Below are 23,557 nucleotides of genomic sequence, written 5' to 3' on the forward strand. Positions count from 1 at the left end.
GCCTCAAACGCGCACTCTGCCGCGAACTCCTACCCCTCATCACCCAAGCCCTCACCCCAGACTTGACACCCAACGATCTATAGGAGCATCAGGCTCCGCAAACCCTCGTTGACCACAACCCGGCCCGTCAACCAGGATCAACGCAACGTGATCGAACCAAGCGAATCCTGGGGTCGCCGTGAGTACACCCCTGCCAGCCGCGCAACCCTCTAGTCCGCGATCCAGAACACTCGGAGGCAGCTCGGATGATGCAAGTACAACTCCAGGTCGATCTGGAGGGAGACATGTTGGGTGATAGCAGACTCGAGCTTCTGCGCGATCGGTTGGGGCTGCGGAAGCGCGGGCGGCTGTCGGATGACTGGGACGTGATTTTCGGACATCGAGACCTTCGGCCGGGAAGCGCAGAGCGGTTGTGGCTCGATCTGACGAGAGACGCCGACACCTCCTGGAGCCTCCTGGTCAGCTACGAGTCCGAACCACTGTCAGCTGCAGAGCTCCAGGACCTTCGCCAGCAGATCATCAGCACGGCGAGCGAGCTCGGCCTCCGAATTGTCAACGACCACCCCGCCGAGACCCGATCACCTGACCGACCGGCCGCGCGGGAACGGTTGGCTGCCTGGATGACGGAGAAGTCGCCGATCACCGGCCGGCACTTCAGCGCAGACGACCTCGCCGAATACACCGTCACGACCAGAGACGATTGGCTCATCTTCACCCCACCCGCCCGCACCAACCGCGTCTACCTGGTCTCCGACGACACCATCTACTCCTACGCACCCAGCCGCGAAACCCTCGAAACCGCGATCGCCAACGCACAAGCCCAGAGGGATGAGCCCAGACAGGAGAGTGCGATGCGGCTGCTCAACATCTACCTACAGGGTGAGGTCGACGGCACAGCGCTGAGGATCTTGCGGGAGCGTCTGGATCTCACTCCACGCGGGCGGATAGACGACGGCTGGGACCAGGAGTTCGGTGAGCGAGCTCTCCGGGCGCCCGAACAAGGCCGGGCGGAGCTGAATCTGTTCAGGCATGCCGACGATTATTGGAGTCTCCAAGTGTCCGCGGACGCTGGGCTGATCCCACACGCGGAAGTGGAACAGCTCCGGCGGCAAATGCTGGCGGTCGTTGAAGCGGCAGGGCTCACGGTGTCAGAGCAGATCCCTCTGCCGGGAGAGCAGCAGATCGCGCCCAACCGGCTGGGCGCGGCACGACGGCGGCTAACCGCCTGGCTCACCGACAACTCTGAGGAGCCTGGGCGTACCTCCACCACAGCAGATCTCGACCACTATGCAATCGAGCAGCAGGACGACTGGCTTGTCTTCTCACCACGCAACGGCGCCGGCCCGGTCTACCTGGTCGGCGACAACACCGTCTTCGCGTTCTCCCCTGCCTCGGAAACCCTCGAAGCCGCGATCGCGAACGCCCAAGCAGAGCGGGACTAGCTCAGATAGGAGAGCGTGATGCTGAAGCCGCAGCTCGATGTGTTCATGCGGGGCGAGGTCGACGGGCCGAAGCTGCAGATACTGCAGGAACGCCTGGGCCTGAAACCCCGTGGGCGAATGAGCGACGACTGGGACCAGCTGTTCGGTAAGCGCGATCTCCGCGAGCCCGCGCAAGGCCGAGCCTGGCTGAGACTCTACCGGTACGCCGACGACGACTGGAGATACGCCATCTCCACCGAAGGCGAACCAATCCCACGCGACGAGATGGAACAACTCCGCCAGCAAATGCTAGTTGCCATCTGCCACAGGGCTGCACTCAAGGGCAGGGTAGGTCGTTCCGTGGTGGATCCAACCGCGGATATTTGCCCCGACCAGCCATACCTGGTGTTGTTGGAGCACCCCGGAGAACGTGCCTTCGATCAACACCAAGTAGGCGATTACAATGCCCAGGGCGGCGGCCGTATGGCGCGTCATTAGCCCCACGGCCGTACCGACAATCGCGCTGGCGCAAGTAAGCAGGATGATTCGTCCTGCCGTGCCGGCCAGGTCGCCCCATGTGTTGGCAGTGACGCCGGCAGTCGACCCATAGCGATCGACGATCAGCCAAATTCCACCCGTCAGCAAGCTGACAACGAGGATTGCTACTGGCGCTGCAACGAGAGAGGGCGCTGCAAGCTTGCTGATGTAGACGCGGAGCCTGCGCGGCTCGAAGGTCAGCCAGGTGGCGATCGAGCCGGTGCTGAAGTCGGCGCCGATGAAGCTGGCTCCAATCAGGAAAGCGAGAAGGCCGAGCATGTAACCGGAACCAAGAAGGATCTCAGGAACAAGTTCGGTGAATCTGGTCTCAGGTCCTCCGGCCCTGCCTGCTGCGGTAGGTCTTGCGCAGTCCCCGCGCGCTGACCGCTACCGCTGCCGAAAATGTCACCAGGACCGTCCCTCGGCCAGGTCCTGGTGTTCATTACGAGAAGTGTTCACTCGTCCTCAGAGCCCGTCGTTTCGTGCTGCCGCGAAGACCTCCGCGGCGCACCTTTCCAGGTGCTCCTGTAGTTGCGGGTGCGTTTCCACAATCTGGATGCCTGGCCGGTCGCCTTCGTCGTAGACGGCATTAACGCCGTGACGCCGCAGACACGCAACAACTGCCCTATTCTGGTCTGCATAGAACAACTCAAGCTTGCCTTGAATCTCGGTATTCACCAGCGCGCCGCACGGTCCACGCAGCGTCGCCTCCTCCATCCTGTTCACATCACCGCCGAGGCGTAGACTGCCGGACTCGTCTTCGAACAGTCGAATATCGTACTTCTCGAGGCATTTCGCGAGCGCCTGTTCGTGCTGGTTCACGCTGGATCCCTTCGGCTCGCCCTGTCCGGCGACCGCGGCTAGAGGCATGATGCTCAAACTAGCGCTGGCCAGGAGCAACGCTGCCTTGCGACGCATGGTTTATGGGTTCGGCTTGTAGGAGCCGATCGTGGTTGTGCCTGACGGGCAACTGCCGATATCCAGTCTGAATGATGAGACACGGTCGTCGAAGTTGAAGTCGTTCAGGTTCCTCACGCCGTACATTTTGGGCACACACACGACACCTTCAGTCGTACTTCCGTTCTCGTCATTGTCCCAATAGCCAGCGTTGTAGAGACCGGGATCGTTCTCCTGCTTCCACGGCCCTCCGCTCCAGTCACGGTTTCCTCATAGACATGCGTATCCGGCGTTGCATTGGGAAGCGGAGGCGGGGCCAAATGGTGACTTCAATCCAGGGCTTCGTTGGGTTGCTGGCACTCCCGGCGTTCTGATCCACATCGTGCCCGCGGCCGCGTTCGATGATTCGACCGGGCCGACTCTCGAAGACTGCGGGCGCTCTTTCGCGGGCGCCCGTAATGCTGCCTGAGGTGGCAACCCGCCCTAGGCGACCGGTCAGCTCTCGCGGCCACGGTGTTGAGAATCGATCGTTCTCACCACACCCGGCTGAGCCCCTTCGCTGGTCGACCGGCCGCGTGATTACAGTCCGCGGCGCCGAGCACACTCAGGCTCCTCCACATGAGGAGCACCCGCCGAGGGCGGCAACAGACAGGTGCCACGAAGTGGTGTGTCCGCCACCTACTGGATTCCCACTCACCACGATCCTTCTGCGCAAACCAGGCGCGCGTGACCCGATCTGCGCTCCCGCCGAAGGCGCAGAAGGCTGTCGCCGCGCAGCGGCGTCCATTCGCGTCCCAACCACAGCTCCCAGGCGCCGACCACATTCAGCCCGTCGCACGTCATGCGCACCCGCCGGAGGCGGCAAGGGAACAGTCGCCGCGGAGCGGTGTTCTTTGGACGGGGCCGAGTGGTGTTGTTTAGAAGGTGTCGGCGGGGATGTAGGTGCCCCAGACTTCTCGGAGGGTGTTGCAGACTTCGCCTACGGTGGCTCGGGCTTTGAGGGCTTGTTTCATGGGGGGTAGGCAGTTGTCGGTGCCCTCGGCTGCTTTCTTGAGGGCAGTTAGGGCCTCGTCTACGGCCGCCTGGTCTCGGTCGGCGCGGAGTTTGGCCAGGCGGGCTACCTGTTGGGCCTCGATCGCGGGGTCGACGCGGAGGGGTTCGTACGGCTCCTCCTCGGCGATCCGGTACTTGTTCATCCCGACGACCACCCGTTCGGCCGAGTCGATCTCCTGGGCGATGCGGTACGCGGACTGCTCGATCTCCTGCTTCTGAAAACCTTGCTCGATCGCGGCGACGGCACCGCCGTACTCCTCGACCTGGTCCATCAGCTCGACCGCGGCGGCCTCGACCTCGTCGGTGAGCGACTCGACAACATAGGAACCGGCGAACGGATCGACCGTCGCGGTGATGTCGGTTTCGTACGCGAGCACTTGCTGCGTACGAAGCGCCAGCCGGGCCGCCTTCTCGGTGGGAAGGGCGATCGCCTCGTCGTAGGAGTTCGTGTGCAGAGACTGCGTCCCACCCAGTACGGCGGCCAGTCCCTGAATCGCGACCCGGACGAGATTGACCTCCGGCTGCTGCGCGGTCAGCTGCACGCCGGCCGTCTGCGTATGGAACCGCAACATCAACGACTTCGGATTCTGCGCACCAAAGGAATCCCGCATCACCCGCGCCCAGATCCGCCGAGCGGCCCGGAACTTGGCGACCTCCTCGAGCAGTGTCGTACGCGAGACGAAGAAGAACGACAGCCGCGGCGCAAACGTGTCGACGTCGAGCCCTGCGGCGACCGCCGTACGCACGTACTCGATCCCGTCGGCCAACGTGAACGCGATCTCCTGCGCGGGCGTCGCCCCCGCCTCGGCCATGTGGTAGCCGGAGATCGAGATCGTGTTCCAGCGCGGCAACTCCGTCTGGCAGTACGCGAAGATGTCGCTGATCAGCCGCAGCGACTCCTTGGGCGGATAGATGTAGGTGCCGCGGGCAATGTATTCCTTGAGTACGTCGTTCTGGATCGTCCCGGTGAGCTTGTCACCGGCGACGCCCTGCTCCTCGGCGACGAGTTGGTACAGCAGCAACAGCACCGATCCCGGCGCGTTGATCGTCATCGAGGTGGAGACCTGGTCCAGCGGGATGTTGTCGAACAGCACCCGCATGTCGTCGATCGAGTCGATCGCCACGCCGACCTTGCCGACCTCGCCGTGCGCGATCGGGGCGTCGGAGTCGTACCCCATCTGGGTCGGCAGGTCGAAGGCGACCGAAAGGCCCATGGTCCCGGCGTCGATCAGCTGGTGATAGCGCTGGTTCGACTCGGCCGCCGTACCGAATCCGGCGTACTGGCGCATGGTCCACGGCCGCTGGGTGTACATCGTCGGATACACACCACGGGTGAACGGGAACCTGCCCGGCTCGCCCAGCTTCTCCTCGGGCTCGAACCCGTCCAGCGCGTCCGCTCCGTACACCGGCGCGATCTCGAACCCCGACTCACTCCGATGACTCATCCTCCCACCGTAGGCCGAACCACCGCCCCACTGGTACGCACCACCCAGGTGAGATCCAGCACCCCGGGTGACTGAATGAAGTAGGATTCCTACTAGTCGGATTCTTACCGTAGGAGGTCTCGGATGAAGCTCAGGGCGAAAGGGCAGCTGACGATTCCCGCCGAGATCCGCGAGCATCTCGGGCTCCACGAGGGAGACGACGTCGAGTTCGAGATCCACGACAACGTCGTCCATCTGACCAGAGCTCAGGAGAGCCGGCCCCACGGACGGCGGATCGCCTCCCGGCTGCGTGGGCGAGGCTCGAGCGGGATGAGTACCGACGAAATCATGGGTCTACTCCGTGGCGAGGACTGACCTCAGGCTGGTCCGGCCGACGACCCTGGTAGACGCCTGCGTGATCCTGGATCTGACCACGAACGACCCGAAGTGGGCCGACTGGTCCGAGGACGCGATCGCACAGGCCGCGGACCAAGGTCCGCTGATCATCAACCCGATCGTGTACGCCGAGATCTCGGTGGACTTCACGTCGATCGAGGAGCTGGACGAGGTGCTGGAGGACGCGGAGCTGCGTCGCGAGCCGCTGCCGTTCGAGGCCGGCTTCCTGGCGGGCAAGGCGTACCTGTCGTACCGGCGGCGGGGCGGCACGCAGAGGTCGCCGCTCGCCGACTTCTACATCGGCGCCCACGCGGCAGTCGCCGGCCACCGCCTCCTCACGCGCGACGACACCCGCTACAGCTCGTACTTCCCCTCCGTCCCCCTGCTCACCCCGTCCAACTGAGACTCAGACGACGGTGAATCCAAGCTTTGTGGCTACTTCGGCTTGAGCATCGTCGCGGGTGGCGAAGCCGCATTCCTCGGGCGCGGCGAGTGGCAGCGCAGCCAGTTCGGCGACGGCGAGGTGAAGTGCGTCGAGAGAGCGTAGAGCGTGGTGGGCGGCGATCTCGATCGCGCGGGTCTCGACGGCGATCTGATCGGGTCGTAGCAAGGTGACCGGACCGTCTGCCGAGGTATCCGATTCGAACGCTGCCAGCAGGCTGTCCAGATCACCCCGGCCGCGGCGCGCCGCGCGGCTGAGCGCGCTGGTCACCTCGACCAACGTCCACGTCGAGGAGACGAGCGCGTCCTCGCCGAAGAGCAGCTGGCTGGCGGCCTCGTGCCCGTCCTCGTCCGGCAGGTACGCCCGCGCGAGAACAGAGGAGTCGACGTAGATGATCACCTAGCGACCATCCTCGAAGATCTCGTCCAGCACCGGGCCGAGACCTCGGGCAGAGTCGAGCGCTGCTTGCCGTTCGTCCATCGAGAGAACCCGCCGCGGCCGGTGCGGCTCGGCGAGCACGCCGAGTTGGTGGGCTTTCGCACGGACTCGGCGTCGGATCGACGCTGGATCCTCCTCGATCGAATGGTCGAGGAGCTCGGTCGCCAGCGCATTCACCGACTGGCCGCGTTCACGCGCACGCGCCGCCAGCCGCGCGTGGAGATCGTCTGGCACCCGCAGCAGAATTTGCCTCATGCCGTGAATGCTATCACCGATGTTTGATGATAGCTATCACTCTCGTCGAGGGGCGTCGCAGTTGAAGGTCTGGGACTCGGGTTAGGTGGTGGCGAGGAACTGGGTCATCGACGGGGTGAGGGTGCCCAGCTCGTCGGCCGGGATCGAACTGATCGGCCGATTCGAGGGTGAACCTGAAGTGAACACGAAGTTTGGAACGAGCTCAGCAACTGACCCGCGAAGTCACCCAACTCCCAAGACCGTTGCCGCGGTCACCTTTCCGTGCCGCCAGACTCCGCAAGCCACTCTCGCCCGTCGAGGGCGCCTGCGGCAGGTCCGGCGGGTAGTACCAACTGAACTGCATCAGCAGCGCCGGCCGATCCTCAGAGTTCGCATAGGTCTTACCAAGCACAGCCGGGTGGTCACCTGACGGCCATCGGGCTGCCTCGGACCCGTCGACAGGGCATCGACGGCGCGTTACGAGAGTGTCGCCTAGGGTTCATGCGCGGTGGGGAACCTCACAGGTGTGCGCATCGTGATGGTGGCTGAGACCTTCCTGCCTCAGATCAATGGCGTGGCGAACACGGCTCGCCACGTCGCCGATCGGCTCCGTGCCCGCGGGCACGAACTGCTGATCATCGCTCCCGGACCCGGTCCCGACCGGTACGCGGATGTCCCGGTGATCCGGGCCCGCAGCTTCCGGACCCCGGGCTACAAGGAGTTCCCTGTCGGTCTGCCCGATCCCTCGATCGAACGGGCGATGGCCGACTTCAAGCCGGATCTCGTCCACCTCGCGTCGCCGTTCATCATCGGCGCCTACGGGCTGCGCGCGGCACGCAAGCTGGGCCTGCCGACGGTCGCGATCTTCCAGACCGACATCGCCGGGTTCGCCCGTCAGTACCCGTGGTTCGCCGCCGCGGACAAGGGGATCTGGCGCTGGGTACGGCGTACGCACTCGCGCGCCGACCGGACCCTCGCGCCGTCGACCACGTCGGTACAGGCCCTCGTACAGGGCGGCGTCCCCCGGGTCCACCTGTGGGGCCGCGGCGTGAACCTGGACCTGTTCGACCCCAAGCACCGCGACGAGGAGTGGCGCCGGCAGATCTCGCCGGACGGCAAGCCGATCGTCGGGTACGTCGGCCGCCTGGCCGCGGAGAAGAAGGTCCGCAGGCTCGCCGAGCTGTCCGACCTCGACTGCCGCATCGTGATCGTCGGCGACGGACCGGACCGGGCCTCGCTCGAGCACACGTTGCCGAACGCAACCTTCCTCGGAATGCGCCGGGGCGCCGACCTGGCCTCGATCTTCGCGGGGTTGGATGTCTTCGTGCACACCGGTGAACACGAGACCTTCTGCCAGACGATCCAGGAGGCGCAGGCCTCGGGCGTCGCGACGGTCGGCCCGGCCGCGGGCGGACCGCTCGACCTGATCCACCCGGGTGAGAACGGCCTGCTGTTCGAGCCGGGTGAGCACGGATCGCTGCGGGAGCAGGTCAAGGTCATGCTGGACCACCCGACCGCCCGGAGCCGGATGGCCGCCAGCGGCCTGGAACGCGTGCAGACCAAGACCTGGCCGGCGGTGGTCGACGACCTGGTGGACCGGCACTACGCCGAGGTCCTCGCCGAGGCCGCAGCGGTCCGGCGGGTCGCATGAGCAGACTCCGCATTGCCCAGCTGGCCAACTTCGTCGGGCCGACGTCCGGTGGGATGCGGACCGCGATCGAGCACGTCGGTCAGGGGTACGTCGAGGCCGGCGCCGAACGGATCGTGATCACCCCGGGCGAGAAGGACGTGGTGGTCGAGACCGAGTTCGGCACCGTGGTCCGGACGAAGGCGCTGAAGATCGCCGGCGGGTACCGCATGATCATCGACCCGTGGAAGGTGATCGAGACGCTCGAGAAGTTCCGCCCGACCACGGTGGAGATCTCGGACAAGTCGACGCTGCTGCCGGTCGCGCGCTGGGCCCGCAAGAACGACATCGGCTCGGTGCTGTTCAGCCACGAACGGCTCGACGCGATGCTGTCGCTGTACACCGCGAAGCCGCGCACGCTCGGTGGTGAAGGCGCCCAGTACCGCCAAGGCGTGATCGTCGGCGTCGGCGCGCTCTACAAGCTCCTCAGCCGGACGTACGACGCGGTCGTCGTGACCTCGCGCTACGCGGCCGCCGAGTTCGACGAGGTGACCACGCCGCTGGTCCGGATCCCGCTCGGGGTCGACCTGGACACGTTCCACCCCGCACTGGGTGAACCGGTCGACGACGGCGTACTGAAGCTCGTGCACGCCGGCCGGCTGTCGCGCGAGAAGAGCCCGCACCTCGCGGTCGCCACGGCCGTCGAGCTGCACCGGCGCGGCGTCAACCTGCGGATGGACGTCTACGGATCCGGACCGCACCTCGACGAGCTGATCGAGATCGCCGGCGACGCCCCGATCACCTTCCACGGGTACGTCGACGGTCGCCAGACCCTCGCCCGTCACCTCGCCGAGGCGGACATCGCGTTGTCTGTGTGCCCGGGCGAGACGTTCGGACTTGCCGTCCTGGAGGCACTGGCCGCCGGTACGCCGGTCGTCACGGCGAACCGGGGTGGCGCCCGTGAACTGGTCGACGAGAGCTGCGGCCGGTGGGCACCCGCGAACGCCGCCGACCTCGCCGACGCCGTGCTGCGGCTGACGCAGGTCCCCGGCCGCCGAGCCGCGGCCCGTCGCCGGGCCGAGCTCTACGACTGGGACTCCTGCATCCGCCACATGCTCGCCCTCCACACCCGCCTGGCCGAAGGCCGCTTGGCCGCCTAGGTCAGGTGGTCGTAGTCGCCGCGGACCCAGGCGGCGTGGCGGTCGGCGGAACGGCGTACGACGGCCTTGGCGTCGACCGGGATCACCGAGCCGAAGTTGTTGTACAACCGGTCGTACTCGAACGGGTCGAGCGCCCGGGCGACCCGGTCGACAACCGCGCCGGACAGCGGGATCCGGTTCGGGTAGCTGCGCATGAAGCTGACCGAGGTGCGGTCCGGGTTCGCGAAGATCGTGTCGCCGGACAGGATCACACCGTTGCCCTCGGCACCGTTCGCCCAGTGCACCACGGCACTGCCCGGGAAGTGCCCGCCGGGCTGGATCAGGGTCACCCCCGGTAACGGGTTCAGCGTGCCCGACCAGGTCTGGATCACCGGGTCCGGCCGCGCGACCCACTCCGCGTCCGGCTCGGACACGTACACCGGTACGTTGCCGAGGCGGTGACTCCACTCGACCTGGACGCCGTACATGTGCGGGTGACTCGCGATGATCGCGACCACCTCGCCGACCTCACGCACCCGCCGTACGGCGTCGTCGTCGACGTACCCGATCGGGTCCCAGAGCAGGTTGCCCGCAGCGGTCCGCACCAGCATCGACTGCTGACCGATCCCCACCGGAGGCTTCGAGCGAACGCCGTACAGGTCCGGCTCGACCTCGTCGATCGTGACCTCGGTGCCGGCGGCGGCCAGCTCCTCGAGCGTGGTCCAGTGCTGACCGTCGGCGGGCACCCATTGACGTTCGTCGGCGCAGATCGCGCAGACGTCCACCTGTTCGGAGTGCTCCACCGCACAGGTTGCACAGATCCAGAAACTCACCGTAATTCTCCCCTTCGCTCGGATGCCCTCAGCCAATGCGTTCAAGCTCGGTTGAAGTCAAGCCGCGACGCGACCGAAATCACATCCTCCGCGATCGATGTCACAGCTGTCATGACATTTCCGCGCCGCGCGCGGGTCTAGCATCAAGACGATTCGGCAAACTCGTGCGAGGAGGATCTGGTGCCCAGCAAACCAGCCGGCACGCTGTACCGCGGCCGGGAGGGCATGTGGTCGTGGGTCGCGCACAGGATCACCGGCGTGGGGATCTTCTTCTTCCTGCTGGTGCACGTCCTGGACACCGCACTGGTCCGGGTCTCCCCAGAGGCTTACAACGAGGTCATCGGCACCTACAAGAACCCGATCGTCGGCCTGCTCGAGGTCGGGCTGGTGGCGGCGATCCTGTTCCACGCGTTCAACGGCATCCGGCTGATCCTGGTTGATTTCTGGGCCAAGGGCCCGCGCTACCAGCGCCAACTGATGATCGGCGTCGGCGTGATCTGGGTGGTCCTGTTCGTTCCGTTCGTCATCCGCCATCTGACCCACGTGTTCGGAGGTTGAGATGAGCGACATCGCCGCACCGCGGTCGAGTTCGCGCAGCCGTTCGGTCAAGGGCGGCGGCCGGAACCGGTCCGGTCAGACCAACTTCGAGCTCTACAGCTGGCTGTTCATGCGGCTGTCCGGTCTCGCGCTGGTCATCCTGGTGCTCGGCCACCTGTTCGTGAACCTCATGCTCGGCGGCGGGATCACCGCGCTGGACTTCGGCTTCGTGGCCGGCAAATGGGCCAACCCGTTGTGGCAGGTCTGGGACCTGCTGATGCTGTGGCTGGCGATGCTGCACGGCAGCAACGGGCTGCGCACGATCATCAACGACTACGCCGAGAAGGACCAGACCCGCTTCTGGCTCAAGGCCCTGCTGATCACGGCCGCGCTGGTGGTCGTCGTCCTCGGCACCCTGGTGATCTTCACCTTCGACCCGTGCCTCGATCCCAACTCCACATTGTCTGTCTGTAAGTAAGGAAGTCATGCAGCAGCACCAGTACGACGTCATCATCGTCGGCGCGGGCGGCGCAGGCATGCGTGCCGCTCTCGAGTCGAGCAAGCGGACCCGTACCGCCGTACTCACGAAGCTCTACCCGACCCGGTCGCACACCGGCGCGGCCCAGGGCGGCATGTGCGCCGCGCTGGCCAACGTCGAGGAGGACAACTGGGAGTGGCACACCTTCGACACGGTCAAGGGTGGTGACTTCCTGGTCGACCAGGACGCGGCCGAGGTGATGTGCCGCGAGGCCGTCGACGCGGTCCTGGACCTGGAGAAGATGGGTCTCCCCTTCAACCGGACCCCCGAAGGCAAGATCGACCAGCGGTACTTCGGCGGCCACACGCGCAACCACGGTGAGGCCGTCGTACGGCGTTCCTGCTTCGCGGCCGACCGGACCGGTCACATGATCCTGCAGACGCTGTACCAGCAGTGCATCAAGCAGAACGTCGAGTTCTTCAACGAGTACTACGTTCTCGACCTGTTGATGACCGACGGCAAGGCCAGCGGCGTGGTCGCCTACGAGCTGGCCACCGGCGAGCTGCACGTGTTCTCGGCGAAGTCCGTGATCTTCGCGTCCGGTGGTTTCGGCAAGGTCTTCCGGACGACGTCCAACGCGCACACCCTCACCGGTGACGGCATGGGCATCGTGTGGCGGAAGGGTCTGCCGCTCGAGGACATGGAGTTCTTCCAGTTCCACCCGACCGGCCTGGCGGGTCTCGGCGTACTGCTGTCCGAGGCCGCTCGTGGCGAGGGCGGAATCCTGCGGAACAAGGACAACGAGCGCTTCATGGAGCGGTACGCGCCGACCGTGAAGGACCTCGCGCCGCGGGACATGGTCGCCCGAGCGATGGCGAACGAGGTTCGTGAGGGTCGCGGCTGCGGTCCGGACGGCGCGTACGTGATGCTCGACCTGACGCACCTGGAGCCCGCGCACATCGACGCGAAGCTGCCCGACATCACGGAGTTCGCGCGGACGTATCTGGGCGTGGAGCCGTACACCGAGCAGATCCCGGTCTTCCCGACCGCGCACTACGCGATGGGCGGGATCCCGACCAACATCAAGGGCGAGGCGCTGGCCGACAACGACACCGTGATTCCCGGCCTGTACGCCGCGGGTGAGGTCGCATGTGTCTCCGTGCACGGCGCGAACCGGCTGGGAACGAACTCGTTGCTCGACATCAACGTGTTCGGCCGGCGGGCCGGGATCGCCGCCGCGGAGTACGCCGAGACGGCTGTCTTCGAGGAGCTGCCGACCGACCCCCAGGCGTACGTCGTGGAGTTGGTCGAGGGACTGCGGAGCTCGCCCGGCGAGGAGCGGATCGCGGCGATCCGGTCCGACCTGCAGGCGACGATGGACCTGAACGCGCAGGTGTACCGGACCGAGGGCTCGCTGAAGCAGGCGCTGGTCGACATCGAGGCGCTCAAGCTGCGGTTCACCCAGGTCGGCGTGCAGGACAAGGGCAAACGGTTCAACACCGATCTGCTGGAGGCGGTCGAGCTCGGGTTCCTGCTCGACCTCGCCGAGGTGCTCGTGGTCTCCGCGCTGGCCCGCAAGGAGTCGCGCGGCGGTCACTTCCGCGAGGACTACGCGACCCGGGACGACGTCAACTTCATGCGACACACGATGGCGTACCGCGAGGTCGATGCCGAGGGCAACATCAACATCCGGCTCGACTACAAACCGGTGATCCAGACCCGCTACAAGCCGATGGAGCGGAAGTACTGATGGACGTCAAGGTCAAGATCCTGCGGTACAACCCCGAGGTCCTCGACGAGTCCGAGTGGAAGACGTACTCCGTCACGCTGCAGCCGACCGATCGGGTCCTGGACGCGCTGCACAAGATCAAGTGGGAGCAGGACGGCACGTTGACGTTCCGGCGTTCCTGCGCGCACGGTGTCTGCGGCTCGGACGCGATGCGGATCAACGGGCGGAACCGGCTGGCCTGCAAGACGCTGATCAAGGACCTGAATCCGCACAAGGAGATCACTGTCGAGCCGATCAAGGGCCTGCCGGTGCTCAAGGACCTGGTCGTCGACATGGAGCCGTTCTTCGACGCGTACCGCTCGGTGATGCCGTTCCTGGTCACCAGCGGCCACGAGCCGACCCGCGAGCGGATCCAGTCCCAGGCCGACCGCGACCGCTTCGACGACACCACCAAGTGCATCCTCTGCGCCGCCTGTACGACGTCCTGCCCGGTGTTCTGGTCCGACGGCCAGTACTTCGGCCCGCAGGCGATCGTCGGCGCGCACCGGTTCATCTTCGACAGCCGCGACGAGGGCACCGAGCAGCGGCTGGAGATCCTGAACGACAAGGAGGGCGTCTGGCGCTGCCGGACCACCTTCAACTGCACCGATGCCTGCCCCCGCGGCATCGAGGTCACCAAGGCGATCCAGGAAGTGAAGCGCGCGCTGATCTTCCGCCGAGTGTGAGCTAGACCACACCCAGCAACCAACCTCTAGCCGCCGGGAGTCGTGCGGGCAGAGGTTGGATCCTTACTGGGGGTGACGCAATGGATGGCCTGCGCGAGGCGTACGACGGTTGCTACCGTCGGCTGGTCGGGCAGTTGTACTCCGTCTGCGGCAACTTGGCCGAGGCCGAGGACGCCGTACAGGAGGCGTTCGTCCGCGCGGTCGAGAAGCCGCGTCGCTTCGCCCAGGTGGACAACCCGGAGGCGTGGCTACGGACAGTCGCGCTGAACGTGGCGCGCACGCGCTTCCGCCGGACCATGCGGTTCCACGGGCTGATGAGCCGGGCCGGGCCGCCGCCGGACTCCGTACCAGGGCTGTCGCCCGACCATGTCCTGCTGGTCGACGCGCTGCGGCAGCTGCCGTGGGAGCAGCGTGAGGCGCTGACTCTGCACCACATCGTCGACCTCCCGGTCCGCGAGATCGCCGCTCAGCTCGGCGTCCCGGAGGGGACGGTCAAGGCCCGGCTGGCCCGCGGCCGGAGCCGGCTGGCACCGCTGGTTCGCGAGTTCGCCGAGGAGGTCGACCATGTCTGAGCTGAAGAACCTGGCCTGGACGGTGCAGGAGAAGGTCGAGACCACGCCGTTCGAGCAGCTGGAGCGTCGGGGCGTACGACGTCGGCACCGCCGGCAGGCCCTGGTCGTCACGGGCATCGCGGCCGCGACTGCCGCCGTACTGGTTGCCGTTCTGCTGCCGTCGGCCGGTCGACCCCGCACTGAGCAGCCCCCGGTCGCTCCGGGCCCGACACCGACAACTGTGGACCAGCCGGGAGAGACCGTGGTGGGGGCGACGGATGCCACGATCGACTCGATCAGCATGGCATCGCCGGTCCTCTGGGCGGCCGCCTGGCGATCCTGTCCCAACGGCGCCGCGTGCAGCTACGCGGCGGTGCTGCATTTCAACGACGGCGGCAAGACCGTGACCTCGGCACGCTCGGAGCCCTACACGACGGCGCGGGTCGGGTCGGACGTGATCGCCATCGCTGCCCCCTCGTCCGAGCGGCTGACGCGCGATGATCCAGGCTGGGAGTCGGCCGGGTTCGTCCGCGCGAACGCCGACGGGATGACCTCGTCCGCGCTGCGGTACGCCCCACCGACGGCGACCTGGAAGGCCGGCGAGATCCTCACTGACCGGATCGTGCCAGGTCAGACCGTGATCGTGAATCTCGAGGACGAGACGATGCGGATGCTGGAGATGGCGGACTACAGGTCGCCGGTCGTCGACTCGACCGGGCGGACCTGGTTCCTCAGCGGCACCGGCCGGGCGGACGTCGCCTGGACCGACGACAACGGGAAGCACTGGGACTCGGACCTGCTGGATCCGGACAACCAGAGCGGCCGGGTCGCGGTGAGTCCCGACGGTCGCACGGTGCTGGCGGCGTCGTTCAAGACCGAGGGCAAGATCCAGGTCGTCTCGACGATGAAGATGTCGGCGGACCGCGGCGCGCACTGGATGACCGTGCAGAACTATGCGTCGTCCGGTGATGCCGGACCGGTCGTCTTCGACGACGGGACTGCGGTCGTGCTGGGCGCGCGAGCCAACGACTCCTCGCCGCGGCTCTACCGCATCGGCGACGGCAAGGCCACTCCGCTGGCGAGTGCGCCCACCTCGATCACCGGCCTGTACGGCGACAGCAAGTGGCTCTACGGCCCGCAGCCCGGCGGACCGGGCGGGCCGAGGGTCGCCACCAGCACCGACCGTGGCGCCACCTGGCGGTACGTCGCAGCCCGTTAAGAATCGGTGTGATCTGACTCATAAGCGCGTACCGAATCAACCCTGGTCGGCGGACGTCTGGAACCTGGGACCTGGGAGGATGAGGTGTGGAACGGCTGCGCGAGATCTACGACGACTACTTCCGTCGTGGAGTCGAGTGGGTGTCCCGGCACCGCGGACGGAGCCGCCGTCGGCCGCTGATCATCATCGGCGTCGGAGCAGCCGTGATATCCGTCGTACTGGCGTCTGTTCTGTGGATCACCGACCGGACCGCGCCCGTGCAAGTGCCGACCGCGCTCGAGCCCGCCAACGCGGTCAAGGACGGCAGCGCGGTGGTGAAGTCGAAGGGCGCGCAGGTGCGGTCGGTCGTGATGGTGACGCCGAACCGCTGGGCGGCCGGTTGGTCCGCGTGTGACAACGGTGGCAACTGCCGGTACTCCGCCGTCCTCGATCGGGAGGGGCAGAAGTCGGTCGCCCCGGAGTGGCCGGTGCCGTATGCGATCCTGCGGGCCGGCGGCGAGGCGATCGCGGTGGCTCCGCCGCGCGAGGGCACGCTGTTGGGCGACCCGACGCTGCTGTTCCGGCTGACGTACGACGGACCGGTCACCACGAAGCTCCGGCCGGACCCGCCGACGCGGACCTTCCAGGCCGGCGAGATCCTCACTGACCGGATCGTGCCGGGGCGGATCGTGGTCGTGAACCTCGAGCAGTTGACCGTGCGGATGCTGCAGACGTCCGGCACGAGATCACCGGTCTGCGACATCACCGGCCGGTGCTGGATGCTGACCGGGGTCGGCCGGACGGAGATTGTCTGGACCGACGACGGCGGCCAGTCGTGGGGCTCGGCTCCGCTGGACCAACGCAACCAGCGTGGGCGGCTCGCGGTCAGCCCGAACGGCCAGACGCTGGTGAAGACCGCGGTCACGATCGGCAACGTCGAGACAGTGGCGTCGGTGCAGATCTCGACCGATCGCGGTGTGCACTGGACGACGGTGCTGCATCCTCCCTCGCGGCTGCAGGCGGCGCCGATCGCGTTCGACGACGGGTCCGCGGTGATGCTCGGCGTACGGCGTGGTGGCACGTCACCGCAGCTCTACCGCATCACCAACGGCGCGGCGGAGCCGGACAAGGGGTCTCCCGGTCTTCTGACCGAGCTCGGCGCTACCTCCGACCTGCTGTACAGCCCCGAGACCGGTCGGCGTGGGTCGAGCGTCGCGCTGAGTACCGATCAAGGGAAGAGCTGGAAGCCGTTCCAGCCACGGTGACGCCTTACGGGTGCTTTGCGGCGCCTTTGAGGACCTTGTCGACGGCGTTCTTCGGGCCGTAGACGGCGATCCCGACCAGGTCGAGCTCGGCCGTCGGGACCGCGCGGACGGCCGCCCGGTTGTCGCGGTCGTTGCCGGTGGCAAACAAGTCCTGGGTGAAGACGGCACACTCGAGCTCGCGCTTGAGCGCCCGCTCGTGCGCAACCGTCATGAACTCCTTGCTGCCCTCGAACACCATCACCGGCTGCCTGAACATCGGCAGGTACTGCGTGCCGTCGGCATCCTCGTACGGCGCGCCCACGACCTCGGCATGCGTCCCGGCGATTCCACTCACGAGGAATGCGGTCACGTTCAGGCGTTGCCAGGTCGCGAGGTCGTCGCGCAACAGGACGGCGATCTTGGTGTCGAATCTGATCGGCTCGTTCGGGTTATCCACAGCTCAGAACTCTGCCGCTGTGGGCGGCGTCAGGTCTTGTACGTTCTAAGCATCCAGGACAAACCTGCTGGAGGTCAGGCGCCGGCCTTCGTGAGCAACTTCAGCAGGGTCGATCGCTCCGCCGACGAAAGGGGACTCAACGACACAGTCAGCACAGACTCGAGAATCTTGCCACCCGCCACGCGGATCCGCTCGCCCTCAGGGGTGAGCGTGTGGCGAATCGCCCGCCCAGGCCCCTCAACGCGCTCGATCAACCCACGCGCCACCATCCGGGCAGCCAACGACCCCATCGACTGATCGGTCTGAAACGTCAATTGAGCCAAGTCATGCAACGACGCATCCGGCTTCTCCCGCAGCCGCCGCAACACATCCCACTGCGGCAACGAAACCCCCAGCTCGGCCAACCCCTTACTGGCCTCACTGTGATGCCGCCATTGCAGCCGCTTAACAGCAACCCCAACCTCCTGAACAGAAACCTCCACAACCCCAACCCTACCAGCCATCTCCACTTCCTTATATAAACCTCCTGACCTGATCTTGCCGCCCACCACCTACTTCGGGGGCTGTAGGTGCGGGCGCAGCGTATGTTTTAGGGGTGAGTGGTGGTGCGGAGGTGCGGGCTTGGCGGCCTGGTGTGGAGGGGGTTGTGGAGGTTCTGCACGCCTACTTTCCGTCGCATGCGTACCCGACGCACACGCATGACGCGTGGACGGTTCTGATCGTTGACGAGGGCGCGGTGCGGTACGACCTGGACCATCGGGAGCATGGGTTGGCTCAGGCGCAGGTGTCGCTGTTGCCGCCGCACGTGCCGCATGATGGGCGGTCGGTTCGGCCGGAGGGGTTCCGGAAGCGGGTGTTGTATCTGGCGCCCGAGCGGCTTGGTGACCAGCTGATCGGCGCGGCTGTCGATCGGCCCGAGTACGTCGATCCGCTGCTGCGGCACCGGATCCATCAGCTGCATGGGGTCCTGGTCGACGGCCGGGAGGACCTCGAAGCGCAGAGCCGGCTGACTCTGATCGAGGAACGGCTCGGCCAGCATCTGCGCCGAGCTGTCGCCGATCCGGTCAACAACCGCGATCCAGGAGTCGCAGGACGGCTGCGCGACGTACTGGACGCCAGCGTGCCAGGCGGGATCACGCTGGACGACGCGGCCAAGGTGGTGCATGCGCATCCAGCACATCTGGTCCGGGCGTTCAGCCGGGAGTACGGGATGCCACCGCATCGGTACCTGACCGGCCGACGGGTGGATCTGGCCCGCCGGTACCTACTCGACGGGCATCCGGCCGCCGAGGTGGCCACGCTGGCCGGGTTCTACGACCAGTCCCACCTGAACCGCCATTTCCGCAAGCTGCTCGGCGTCACGCCGATGAGCTTTGTGAAGGGCTGACCTTGGCGGCCTTGTAGGCGCGGACACCCCAGGTGCCGAGCAGCGCCGCGATCAGCAGGTTCACGATGATCAGGATCGTGTGGGCGACGTAGTACCCGGTCGGGCGGCCGGGGTCGTCGACGAGCGCTTTGATGAAGCGGAGGTACGTGACGACGTTCCAGACCGCGATGGCGAGCAGGATCAGGGCGTGCTTGCGTTCGAGCTTCACCCACTCATTGTGTCCAACGGCTCCGTCAGGGGTTCGGGCGGTCGACCGTTCGGAGGAGCTGGGTGCGGTTGGCCACGCCGAACCGGCGGTACAGACGAGTCAGCTGCGACTCCACCGCCTTGACCGACAGGTAGAGGGCCGCGGCGATCTCGCGGTTGGTGGAGCCGTCGCGGACCATGGAGACGATCTGCTGCTCGTTGTCGGTCAGCTCGGACGGCTGCCTGCTGCGACTCGGTACGTCGAGACGCGCGAGCTCGGTCTCCGCCACCTCTCGCCACGCAGGAGCGCCGTACGCCTCGAATTGCTCGATCGCGTCCAGGAACGCCGTCCGCGCGACGGAACGCCGGCGGGCCTGCCGCGCGACGCGGCCGCGAGTGAGCTCACAGCGAGCCAGATCCAGCGGGTACACCCGGTCGCCCGCGCCGCTGATCGTTTCCTCCAGCAAATCCAGCGCCGCGGCCGGATCACCTTGTTTGGCGATGAGCAGGGCCTCGGACCGCGCCAACCCAACTCGCACGACCGCGCGGTCAAGGTTGTCGGCGCGGGTCCTGATCTCGGCGATCAACGCGGCCGCATCCTCGAGCCGACCGGCCGCGACCAAGGCCTCCGCGTAGTCGGCGTGCCAGGGGATCACCGCCGGGTCGTACGGCATCGCCGCCTCCCCCGACTCCGCGATCGCGTCGAACGCCTCCACCGCACGCTGCGGATCACCGGTCAGTACGCCGATCAGCCCGCGCGACACCAATGCGGGTCCGGTCCATTCGTCGTTCCCGACCAGGCGGCATCCTTCGAGCGCGGCCTCGGCCAGCTGCCGGCCCATCTCCGCCGAACCGCCGACCCACTCGGCGCGGCTGGCGATGATCATCCCGACCTCGGCCTCTTCACCGATGTCCTGCATCAGCTGATAGCACTCGTGCCCGGCGGCCAACGCGTCCGCGCCACGACCGCTGCGCTCGTAGATCGCGGTCGCGGAGATCAGTACGGACGCCAACCACCGCATCGCGCCTTGGTCCCGGACCTCGTCGACCAGTGCGCTGATGGAAGCGATCGCCTCAGCGGTCCGGCCGCGGAAGAGCTCGCGCATCGCAGCCATCTGCCGGGCGTTCACGACGGTCATGGTGAGCGGCAGGTCGCGCGCCAGCTCGGCGGCCTCCTGCAGCAAGGCGTCCCCGGTCTGCTCGGCGTCCCGCGCGATCTGCACCGAGCTGGCCGCGCTCAACGCGTCGACGATCGCCTCGGTGTCGCCGCACGCCCGCGCCAACCCCTCGGCAATGCGCGCGTCCTCCGCCGCTTCGTCGAGCCGACGATCGAAATACTCACTGTGGCTGCGCAGGATCCGAACCCGGGCCTCCAGCCGCTGATCACCCAACGATGCCTGGAACGCCTGGTCCAGTAGCTCGACCCGGCGATCCCGATCCGGCCAGGCCGCATCCGCCATCAGCAACAGCGCAGGCACCTTGGTCTCGGCCGTCGTCGAAGCCCGTACGGCGTTCTGCGCCATGTCGGCCGACTCCGCCAAGTGCCCGGCGGCCGCTGCATCATCGGCGGCCCGGGTCAGCCTGCGGGCACGCTCGTCCGGCAAGGTGCTCGGCGTACGCTCCGCAGCCAGTCGCCACAGCGTGGCGGCAGCACCGGGCGCACCTCGACCGGCTGCCACCGCGGCAGCCGCTTCGATCGTGGTCGCGAGCTCCGGGTCGGCTTCTTGCGTCGCGAGCGCACGATGGGTCGCGTTCTCCACCGGTTCGTCGACCACAGCGGCCAGCTGTGCGTGGGCGTGCCGACGAGCCGCTGACGTGGCTTCGGCGTACACGAACTCCCGGAGCAGCGGATGGGTGAACCGCAGTCGCTCGGAGGAAACGTCGACCAACCCGAGCGCCTCCGCCTCGGCCAGCTCGGTCTCGATCGGCCGCTTGAGCGACTGGGTGAGCTGAACCGTGGTCGGGCGCGGTGACGAGGCCGCGTGCAGGAGAAGCTCATGCGTCCCGCGCGAGAGATCGGACAGGCGGTCACCGAGCAGCGTCTTCAGCCGGCTCGACACCGGCAGCGGGTCGTTCGGTGAGACGCCCTGCGGGTGGCGCAGCACCGCGCGGCCCAGCTCGAGCGCCATGAACGGGTTCCCGGCGCTGGCGGTGAAGATGCGCCGGGCCGTCCGCACCGGGAGCGGGCTGGAGAGGCGCTGCCGCAGCAGACCGAGCACATCGGGCTCGGTGAGCGGCGGGACCTCCAGCTGCAGCACCGGCTCCGGGCAGGCCTCGACCATCACCGGGAGGTCGCCGTCGGCTACCTGCTCGGACGCGAGCATGTGCACGCCTTCGGAGAGCCGGCGGGCACAGAACGTGAGCACCTCCAGGCTCGACGGGTCCACCCACTGGATGTCGTCGACCACGAGCAGGACCGGCCCGGAGGCGGCCAGGCGGCGCAGAACGTGCAGCACGGCGAGGCGCACGGCCAGCTCGTCACGGACCGTGTCGGGCGCGCTGGCCTTCAGCAGGGCGACCTCGAGCGGCTGGCGGAGATGGTCGGGCAGCACCTGCCAGGCGAGATCGAGCTGGTGAGAGAGGAGATCGAGGAGCGTGACGTACGGAAGACCGGCTTCGGACTGGGACGGGGCTGCGCTCAGGATCCGGCACCCGGCCTTGGCCCGCTCCGCGACGAGGGCACGACCGAGGGCGGACTTGCCGATCCCGGTCGGGCCGTAGAGCAACACGCTGCCGCTGGTCTCGAGCTGCTTGTTCGCACGCTCGACCAGGCCGGATCGCCCTACTAACTCGTCGTCAGTCATCTATCTCCTCGAAGGTTTACCTTCGCCGATTATCACAGTCAACGACCATCCGACACGGCGAGTGTCACATGAGGAAACTGTCTCGTCACCATCCTGTCACCCGTCGCTGCCCAGATATGAGCAGTCACGGCGGCACGAAAGTGCCGGGGCACCGGATGGCCCACCCGGTGGGTGGACAAGAGACACCCGAACGCAGACAAAGGACAGCGCTTGCCGCGCAAGTGCGCGGCAAGCGCCTGAAAGTTGTCGATCAGATCGAGTCGAGATCGCGTTCGATCGCGGCGAGCTGCTCCGGCGTGCCCTGGACCTGCGGACCCTTGAACCAGTGCCGCGCGGAGGCGAACCACCAGATCCCGGCGAAGCCGAGGACGACCAGGACCGCGAGCGGGGTGTAGTTGAACGTGCTCCCGCTGACCGGGCTGACCTGCGGAAGCATGAACAGGATCGTGATGAACACGACCCAGACGATCGCGATGATCCCGATCGGCCGGCTCCAGCGGCCGAGGTGCCAGGGGCCGGGCTGGAAGTTGTCCCCCTGCAGCAACCGGAGCAGAGTCGGCAGCACGTAGGCGATGTAGAGGCCGATCACGGCGATCGAGGTGACCGCGGCGTACGCGGTCGCGTTCCACAGGTACGGGAGCCCGAGGACGAACGCGCCCCCGGCGGCCAGCCAGATCGCGTTGGTTGGTGTCCGGGTCTTCGGGTTGATCTTGTGCCAGAACGCCGACCCCGGCAGGGCACCGTCGCGTGAGAACGCGTAGATCATCCGCGAGTTCGCCGTCACCGACGACATCCCGCAGAACAACTGGGCCCCGATCACGATCAGCAGCAGGATCTTCCCGGTCACCGCGCCGACCGCGTCGATGAAGATCTGCGCGGGCGGTACGCCGACATCGCTGTTCAGGGCACCGTCGTAGCTCTGGATCGCGAAGGTCAGGCCGATCAGCAGCACCCAGCCGGCGCCGAGCGAGACCAGGATCGACATCACGATCCCGCGCGGACCCGACCGGGCGGCGTCGTGGGTCTCCTCGGTCATGTGCGCGGAGGCGTCGTACCCGGTCAGGGTGTACTGCGCGAGCAGCAGGCCGAGGAGCGCGACGTAGAAGGTGGATCCCCAGCCGGTGTTGTTGACGAAGTGGCCGAAGACGAACCCGGCCGACTGGTGCTTGTCCGGCACGAAGACGAGCGCGCCGACGATGAACAGCACGCCGAGGATGTGCCACCACACGCTGATGTCGTTGAGCCGCGCGACCAGCTTCACGCCGAACGAGTTCAGCAGGCCGTGGACGATCAGGATGACGCCGAACAGCAGGATGGTGTGGCCCGGGGTCGCGCCGAAGCCGAACTGCAGGTCGAGGAACGCGTTCAGGAAGAACGCCGCGCCGAAGTCGATGCCCGCGGTCACGGCGACCTGGCCGAGGAAGTTGAACCAGCCGGTGAACCAGGACCAGGCCGCTCCGTTGGACGGCGCGAGCTTGGCGGACCAGTAATACAGGCCGCCCGCGGTCGGGAAGCTCGAACACACCTCGGCCATCGCGAGGCCGACGAACAACGTCATCAGGCCGACGATCGGCCAGCCCCAGACGATCATCACCGGGCCGCCGGTGTTCATGCCGAACCCGTACAGCGTCAGGCAGCCGGACAGGATCGAGATGATCGTGAACGACACCGCGAAGTTCGAGAAGCCGGACATGGTCCGGGACAGCTCTTGCGCATACCCCAACTGATGCAGGCGTTTCTCGTCCTCGGTCAGGCCTGCGGGTTCAACCGTCTCGTCCTTGCTCACCGGGGCCTCCTCAATGGTCCGCCTCCAGACCTTT

The 23,557-nt window shown here is 66.9% G+C and carries 24 protein-coding genes; 13 read left to right on the top strand and 11 right to left on the bottom strand.

Features of this window, described 5'->3' with window-relative positions:
* Positions 1–245 precede the first annotated feature (245 nt).
* On the top strand, positions 246–1,442 hold the full coding sequence (locus ACWF4Z_RS12045; protein WP_452243011.1) for a hypothetical protein: 1,197 nt from the start codon (positions 246–248) through the stop codon (positions 1,440–1,442).
* A 288-nt stretch (positions 1,443–1,730) separates the two neighbouring features.
* Here ACWF4Z_RS12045 and ACWF4Z_RS12050 read toward each other — a convergent pair whose 3' ends face one another.
* The 3 genes from ACWF4Z_RS12050 to ACWF4Z_RS12060 all read right to left on the bottom strand — a co-directional run bounded on the left by ACWF4Z_RS12050 (position 1,731) and on the right by ACWF4Z_RS12060 (position 5,353).
* Positions 1,731–2,237 carry a hypothetical protein gene (locus tag ACWF4Z_RS12050; RefSeq protein WP_452243012.1) on the bottom strand — a complete coding sequence of 169 codons (507 nt, stop codon included), beginning with the start codon at positions 2,235–2,237 and terminating at the stop codon, positions 1,731–1,733.
* Between the two features lie 186 nt (positions 2,238–2,423).
* Positions 2,424–2,828, bottom strand: coding sequence for a hypothetical protein (locus ACWF4Z_RS12055; protein ID WP_452243013.1), 405 nt, complete (start codon positions 2,826–2,828; stop codon positions 2,424–2,426).
* A gap of 944 nt (positions 2,829–3,772) precedes the next feature.
* A complete protein-coding gene (locus ACWF4Z_RS12060) occupies positions 3,773–5,353 on the bottom strand; it encodes an acyl-CoA mutase large subunit family protein (RefSeq protein ID WP_452243014.1) in 1,581 nt (526 codons plus the stop codon).
* A 123-nt stretch (positions 5,354–5,476) separates the two neighbouring features.
* Here ACWF4Z_RS12060 and ACWF4Z_RS12065 point away from each other — a divergent pair, with 123 nt between their 5' ends.
* Both ACWF4Z_RS12065 and ACWF4Z_RS12070 read left to right on the top strand, forming a co-directional pair.
* On the top strand, positions 5,477–5,707 hold the full coding sequence (locus tag ACWF4Z_RS12065; protein WP_452243015.1) for an AbrB/MazE/SpoVT family DNA-binding domain-containing protein: 231 nt from the start codon (positions 5,477–5,479) through the stop codon (positions 5,705–5,707).
* Entirely contained in the window at positions 5,694–6,131 is a 438-nt protein-coding gene (locus tag ACWF4Z_RS12070; RefSeq protein ID WP_452243016.1) for a type II toxin-antitoxin system VapC family toxin, read from the top strand. Before ACWF4Z_RS12065 ends, ACWF4Z_RS12070 begins: the two co-directional genes overlap by 14 nt.
* Before the next feature lie 3 nt (positions 6,132–6,134).
* On the opposite strand, the gene ACWF4Z_RS12075 is transcribed toward ACWF4Z_RS12070, so the two are convergent.
* Together ACWF4Z_RS12075 and ACWF4Z_RS12080 are read right to left on the bottom strand one after the other, a co-directional pair.
* Complete coding sequence (locus ACWF4Z_RS12075) at positions 6,135–6,569, bottom strand: type II toxin-antitoxin system VapC family toxin (protein WP_452243017.1); 435 nt, start codon at positions 6,567–6,569, stop codon at positions 6,135–6,137.
* Positions 6,570–6,863, bottom strand: a complete 294-nt coding sequence (locus tag ACWF4Z_RS12080) for a toxin-antitoxin system HicB family antitoxin (protein WP_452243018.1) — start codon at positions 6,861–6,863, stop codon at positions 6,570–6,572.
* 505 nt (positions 6,864–7,368) lie between these two features.
* Here ACWF4Z_RS12080 and ACWF4Z_RS12085 point away from each other — a divergent pair.
* Positions 7,369–8,493, top strand: coding sequence for a glycosyltransferase family 4 protein (locus ACWF4Z_RS12085; RefSeq protein WP_452243019.1), 1,125 nt, complete (start codon positions 7,369–7,371; stop codon positions 8,491–8,493).
* Positions 8,490–9,629 (top strand): glycosyltransferase, encoded by a 1,140-nt coding sequence (locus tag ACWF4Z_RS12090; protein ID WP_452243020.1) that lies wholly within the window; start codon positions 8,490–8,492, stop codon positions 9,627–9,629. The genes ACWF4Z_RS12085 and ACWF4Z_RS12090 overlap by 4 nt, the downstream gene beginning before the upstream one ends.
* Here ACWF4Z_RS12090 and ACWF4Z_RS12095 read toward each other — a convergent pair.
* The gene (locus ACWF4Z_RS12095) at positions 9,626–10,441 is read right to left on the bottom strand and encodes an MBL fold metallo-hydrolase (RefSeq protein ID WP_452243021.1); all 816 of its coding nucleotides are present in this window, start codon (positions 10,439–10,441) and stop codon (positions 9,626–9,628) included. The genes ACWF4Z_RS12090 and ACWF4Z_RS12095 overlap by 4 nt on opposite strands.
* A 180-nt stretch (positions 10,442–10,621) precedes the next feature.
* Between ACWF4Z_RS12095 and sdhC the strand changes: the two genes are divergently transcribed.
* From sdhC to ACWF4Z_RS12130, 7 genes are all read left to right on the top strand, one after another.
* Complete coding sequence (sdhC, locus tag ACWF4Z_RS12100) at positions 10,622–10,999, top strand: succinate dehydrogenase, cytochrome b556 subunit (protein ID WP_131352855.1); 378 nt, start codon at positions 10,622–10,624, stop codon at positions 10,997–10,999.
* A 1-nt stretch (position 11,000) separates the two neighbouring features.
* Positions 11,001–11,456 (top strand): succinate dehydrogenase hydrophobic membrane anchor subunit, encoded by a 456-nt coding sequence (locus ACWF4Z_RS12105; protein WP_452243022.1) that lies wholly within the window; start codon positions 11,001–11,003, stop codon positions 11,454–11,456.
* 7 nt (positions 11,457–11,463) lie between these two features.
* Entirely contained in the window at positions 11,464–13,206 is a 1,743-nt protein-coding gene (sdhA, locus tag ACWF4Z_RS12110; protein WP_452243023.1) for a succinate dehydrogenase flavoprotein subunit, read from the top strand.
* Positions 13,206–13,910: a succinate dehydrogenase iron-sulfur subunit gene (locus ACWF4Z_RS12115; protein WP_452243024.1), complete on the top strand. Its 705-nt coding sequence runs from the start codon at positions 13,206–13,208 to the stop codon at positions 13,908–13,910. Before sdhA ends, ACWF4Z_RS12115 begins: the two co-directional genes overlap by 1 nt.
* An 80-nt stretch (positions 13,911–13,990) precedes the next feature.
* Complete coding sequence (locus tag ACWF4Z_RS12120) at positions 13,991–14,482, top strand: RNA polymerase sigma factor (protein WP_452243025.1); 492 nt, start codon at positions 13,991–13,993, stop codon at positions 14,480–14,482.
* A complete protein-coding gene (locus tag ACWF4Z_RS12125; RefSeq protein WP_452243026.1) occupies positions 14,475–15,680 on the top strand; it encodes a sialidase family protein in 1,206 nt (401 codons plus the stop codon). The genes ACWF4Z_RS12120 and ACWF4Z_RS12125 overlap by 8 nt, the downstream gene beginning before the upstream one ends.
* A gap of 86 nt (positions 15,681–15,766) precedes the next feature.
* Positions 15,767–16,924, top strand: a complete 1,158-nt coding sequence (locus tag ACWF4Z_RS12130) for a hypothetical protein (protein WP_452243027.1) — start codon at positions 15,767–15,769, stop codon at positions 16,922–16,924.
* 4 nt (positions 16,925–16,928) lie between these two features.
* On the opposite strand, the gene ACWF4Z_RS12135 is transcribed toward ACWF4Z_RS12130, so the two are convergent.
* On the bottom strand, positions 16,929–17,360 hold the full coding sequence (locus tag ACWF4Z_RS12135; RefSeq protein WP_452243028.1) for a DUF2000 family protein: 432 nt from the start codon (positions 17,358–17,360) through the stop codon (positions 16,929–16,931).
* A gap of 74 nt (positions 17,361–17,434) precedes the next feature.
* Positions 17,435–17,842 carry a MarR family winged helix-turn-helix transcriptional regulator gene (locus ACWF4Z_RS12140; protein ID WP_452243029.1) on the bottom strand — a complete coding sequence of 136 codons (408 nt, stop codon included), beginning with the start codon at positions 17,840–17,842 and terminating at the stop codon, positions 17,435–17,437.
* Positions 17,843–18,006: 164 nt separating this feature from the next.
* Here ACWF4Z_RS12140 and ACWF4Z_RS12145 point away from each other — a divergent pair, with 164 nt between their 5' ends.
* Positions 18,007–18,747 carry an AraC family transcriptional regulator gene (locus ACWF4Z_RS12145; protein WP_452243030.1) on the top strand — a complete coding sequence of 247 codons (741 nt, stop codon included), beginning with the start codon at positions 18,007–18,009 and terminating at the stop codon, positions 18,745–18,747.
* On the opposite strand, the gene ACWF4Z_RS12150 is transcribed toward ACWF4Z_RS12145, so the two are convergent.
* The 3 genes from ACWF4Z_RS12150 to ACWF4Z_RS12160 form a co-directional block, all read right to left on the bottom strand.
* Positions 18,719–18,955: an SCO4848 family membrane protein gene (locus ACWF4Z_RS12150; RefSeq protein WP_452243031.1), complete on the bottom strand. Its 237-nt coding sequence runs from the start codon at positions 18,953–18,955 to the stop codon at positions 18,719–18,721. The two genes, ACWF4Z_RS12145 and ACWF4Z_RS12150, sit on opposite strands and share 29 nt — an antisense overlap.
* Positions 18,956–18,980: 25 nt before the next feature.
* A complete protein-coding gene (locus ACWF4Z_RS12155) occupies positions 18,981–21,737 on the bottom strand; it encodes an AAA family ATPase (protein ID WP_452243032.1) in 2,757 nt (918 codons plus the stop codon).
* A 250-nt stretch (positions 21,738–21,987) separates the two neighbouring features.
* Complete coding sequence (locus tag ACWF4Z_RS12160; protein ID WP_452243033.1) at positions 21,988–23,523, bottom strand: amino acid permease; 1,536 nt, start codon at positions 23,521–23,523, stop codon at positions 21,988–21,990.
* Between the last annotated feature and the right edge of the window lie 34 nt (positions 23,524–23,557).

This window comes from Kribbella sp. NPDC055071, assembly GCF_053608045.1.

Bases quoted from the DNA above. Each gene is read 5' to 3' on its own strand.
- ACWF4Z_RS12055 (WP_452243013.1), bottom strand. From the start codon at position 2,828: ATGCCTCTAGCCGCGGTCGCCGGACAGGGCGAGCCGAAGGGATCCAGC.
- ACWF4Z_RS12050 (WP_452243012.1), bottom strand. From the start codon at position 2,237: ATGCTCGGCCTTCTCGCTTTCCTGATTGGAGCCAGCTTCATCGGCGCC.
- ACWF4Z_RS12080 (WP_452243018.1), bottom strand. From the start codon at position 6,863: ATGAGGCAAATTCTGCTGCGGGTGCCAGACGATCTCCACGCGCGGCTG.
- sdhA (WP_452243023.1), top strand. From the start codon at position 11,464: ATGCAGCAGCACCAGTACGACGTCATCATCGTCGGCGCGGGCGGCGCA.
- ACWF4Z_RS12060 (WP_452243014.1), bottom strand. From the start codon at position 5,353: ATGAGTCATCGGAGTGAGTCGGGGTTCGAGATCGCGCCGGTGTACGGA.
- ACWF4Z_RS12090 (WP_452243020.1), top strand. From the start codon at position 8,490: ATGAGCAGACTCCGCATTGCCCAGCTGGCCAACTTCGTCGGGCCGACG.
- ACWF4Z_RS12065 (WP_452243015.1), top strand. From the start codon at position 5,477: ATGAAGCTCAGGGCGAAAGGGCAGCTGACGATTCCCGCCGAGATCCGC.
- ACWF4Z_RS12115 (WP_452243024.1), top strand. From the start codon at position 13,206: ATGGACGTCAAGGTCAAGATCCTGCGGTACAACCCCGAGGTCCTCGAC.
- ACWF4Z_RS12125 (WP_452243026.1), top strand. From the start codon at position 14,475: ATGTCTGAGCTGAAGAACCTGGCCTGGACGGTGCAGGAGAAGGTCGAG.
- ACWF4Z_RS12105 (WP_452243022.1), top strand. From the start codon at position 11,001: ATGAGCGACATCGCCGCACCGCGGTCGAGTTCGCGCAGCCGTTCGGTC.
- ACWF4Z_RS12155 (WP_452243032.1), bottom strand. From the start codon at position 21,737: ATGACTGACGACGAGTTAGTAGGGCGATCCGGCCTGGTCGAGCGTGCG.
- ACWF4Z_RS12120 (WP_452243025.1), top strand. From the start codon at position 13,991: ATGGATGGCCTGCGCGAGGCGTACGACGGTTGCTACCGTCGGCTGGTC.
- ACWF4Z_RS12045 (WP_452243011.1), top strand. From the start codon at position 246: ATGATGCAAGTACAACTCCAGGTCGATCTGGAGGGAGACATGTTGGGT.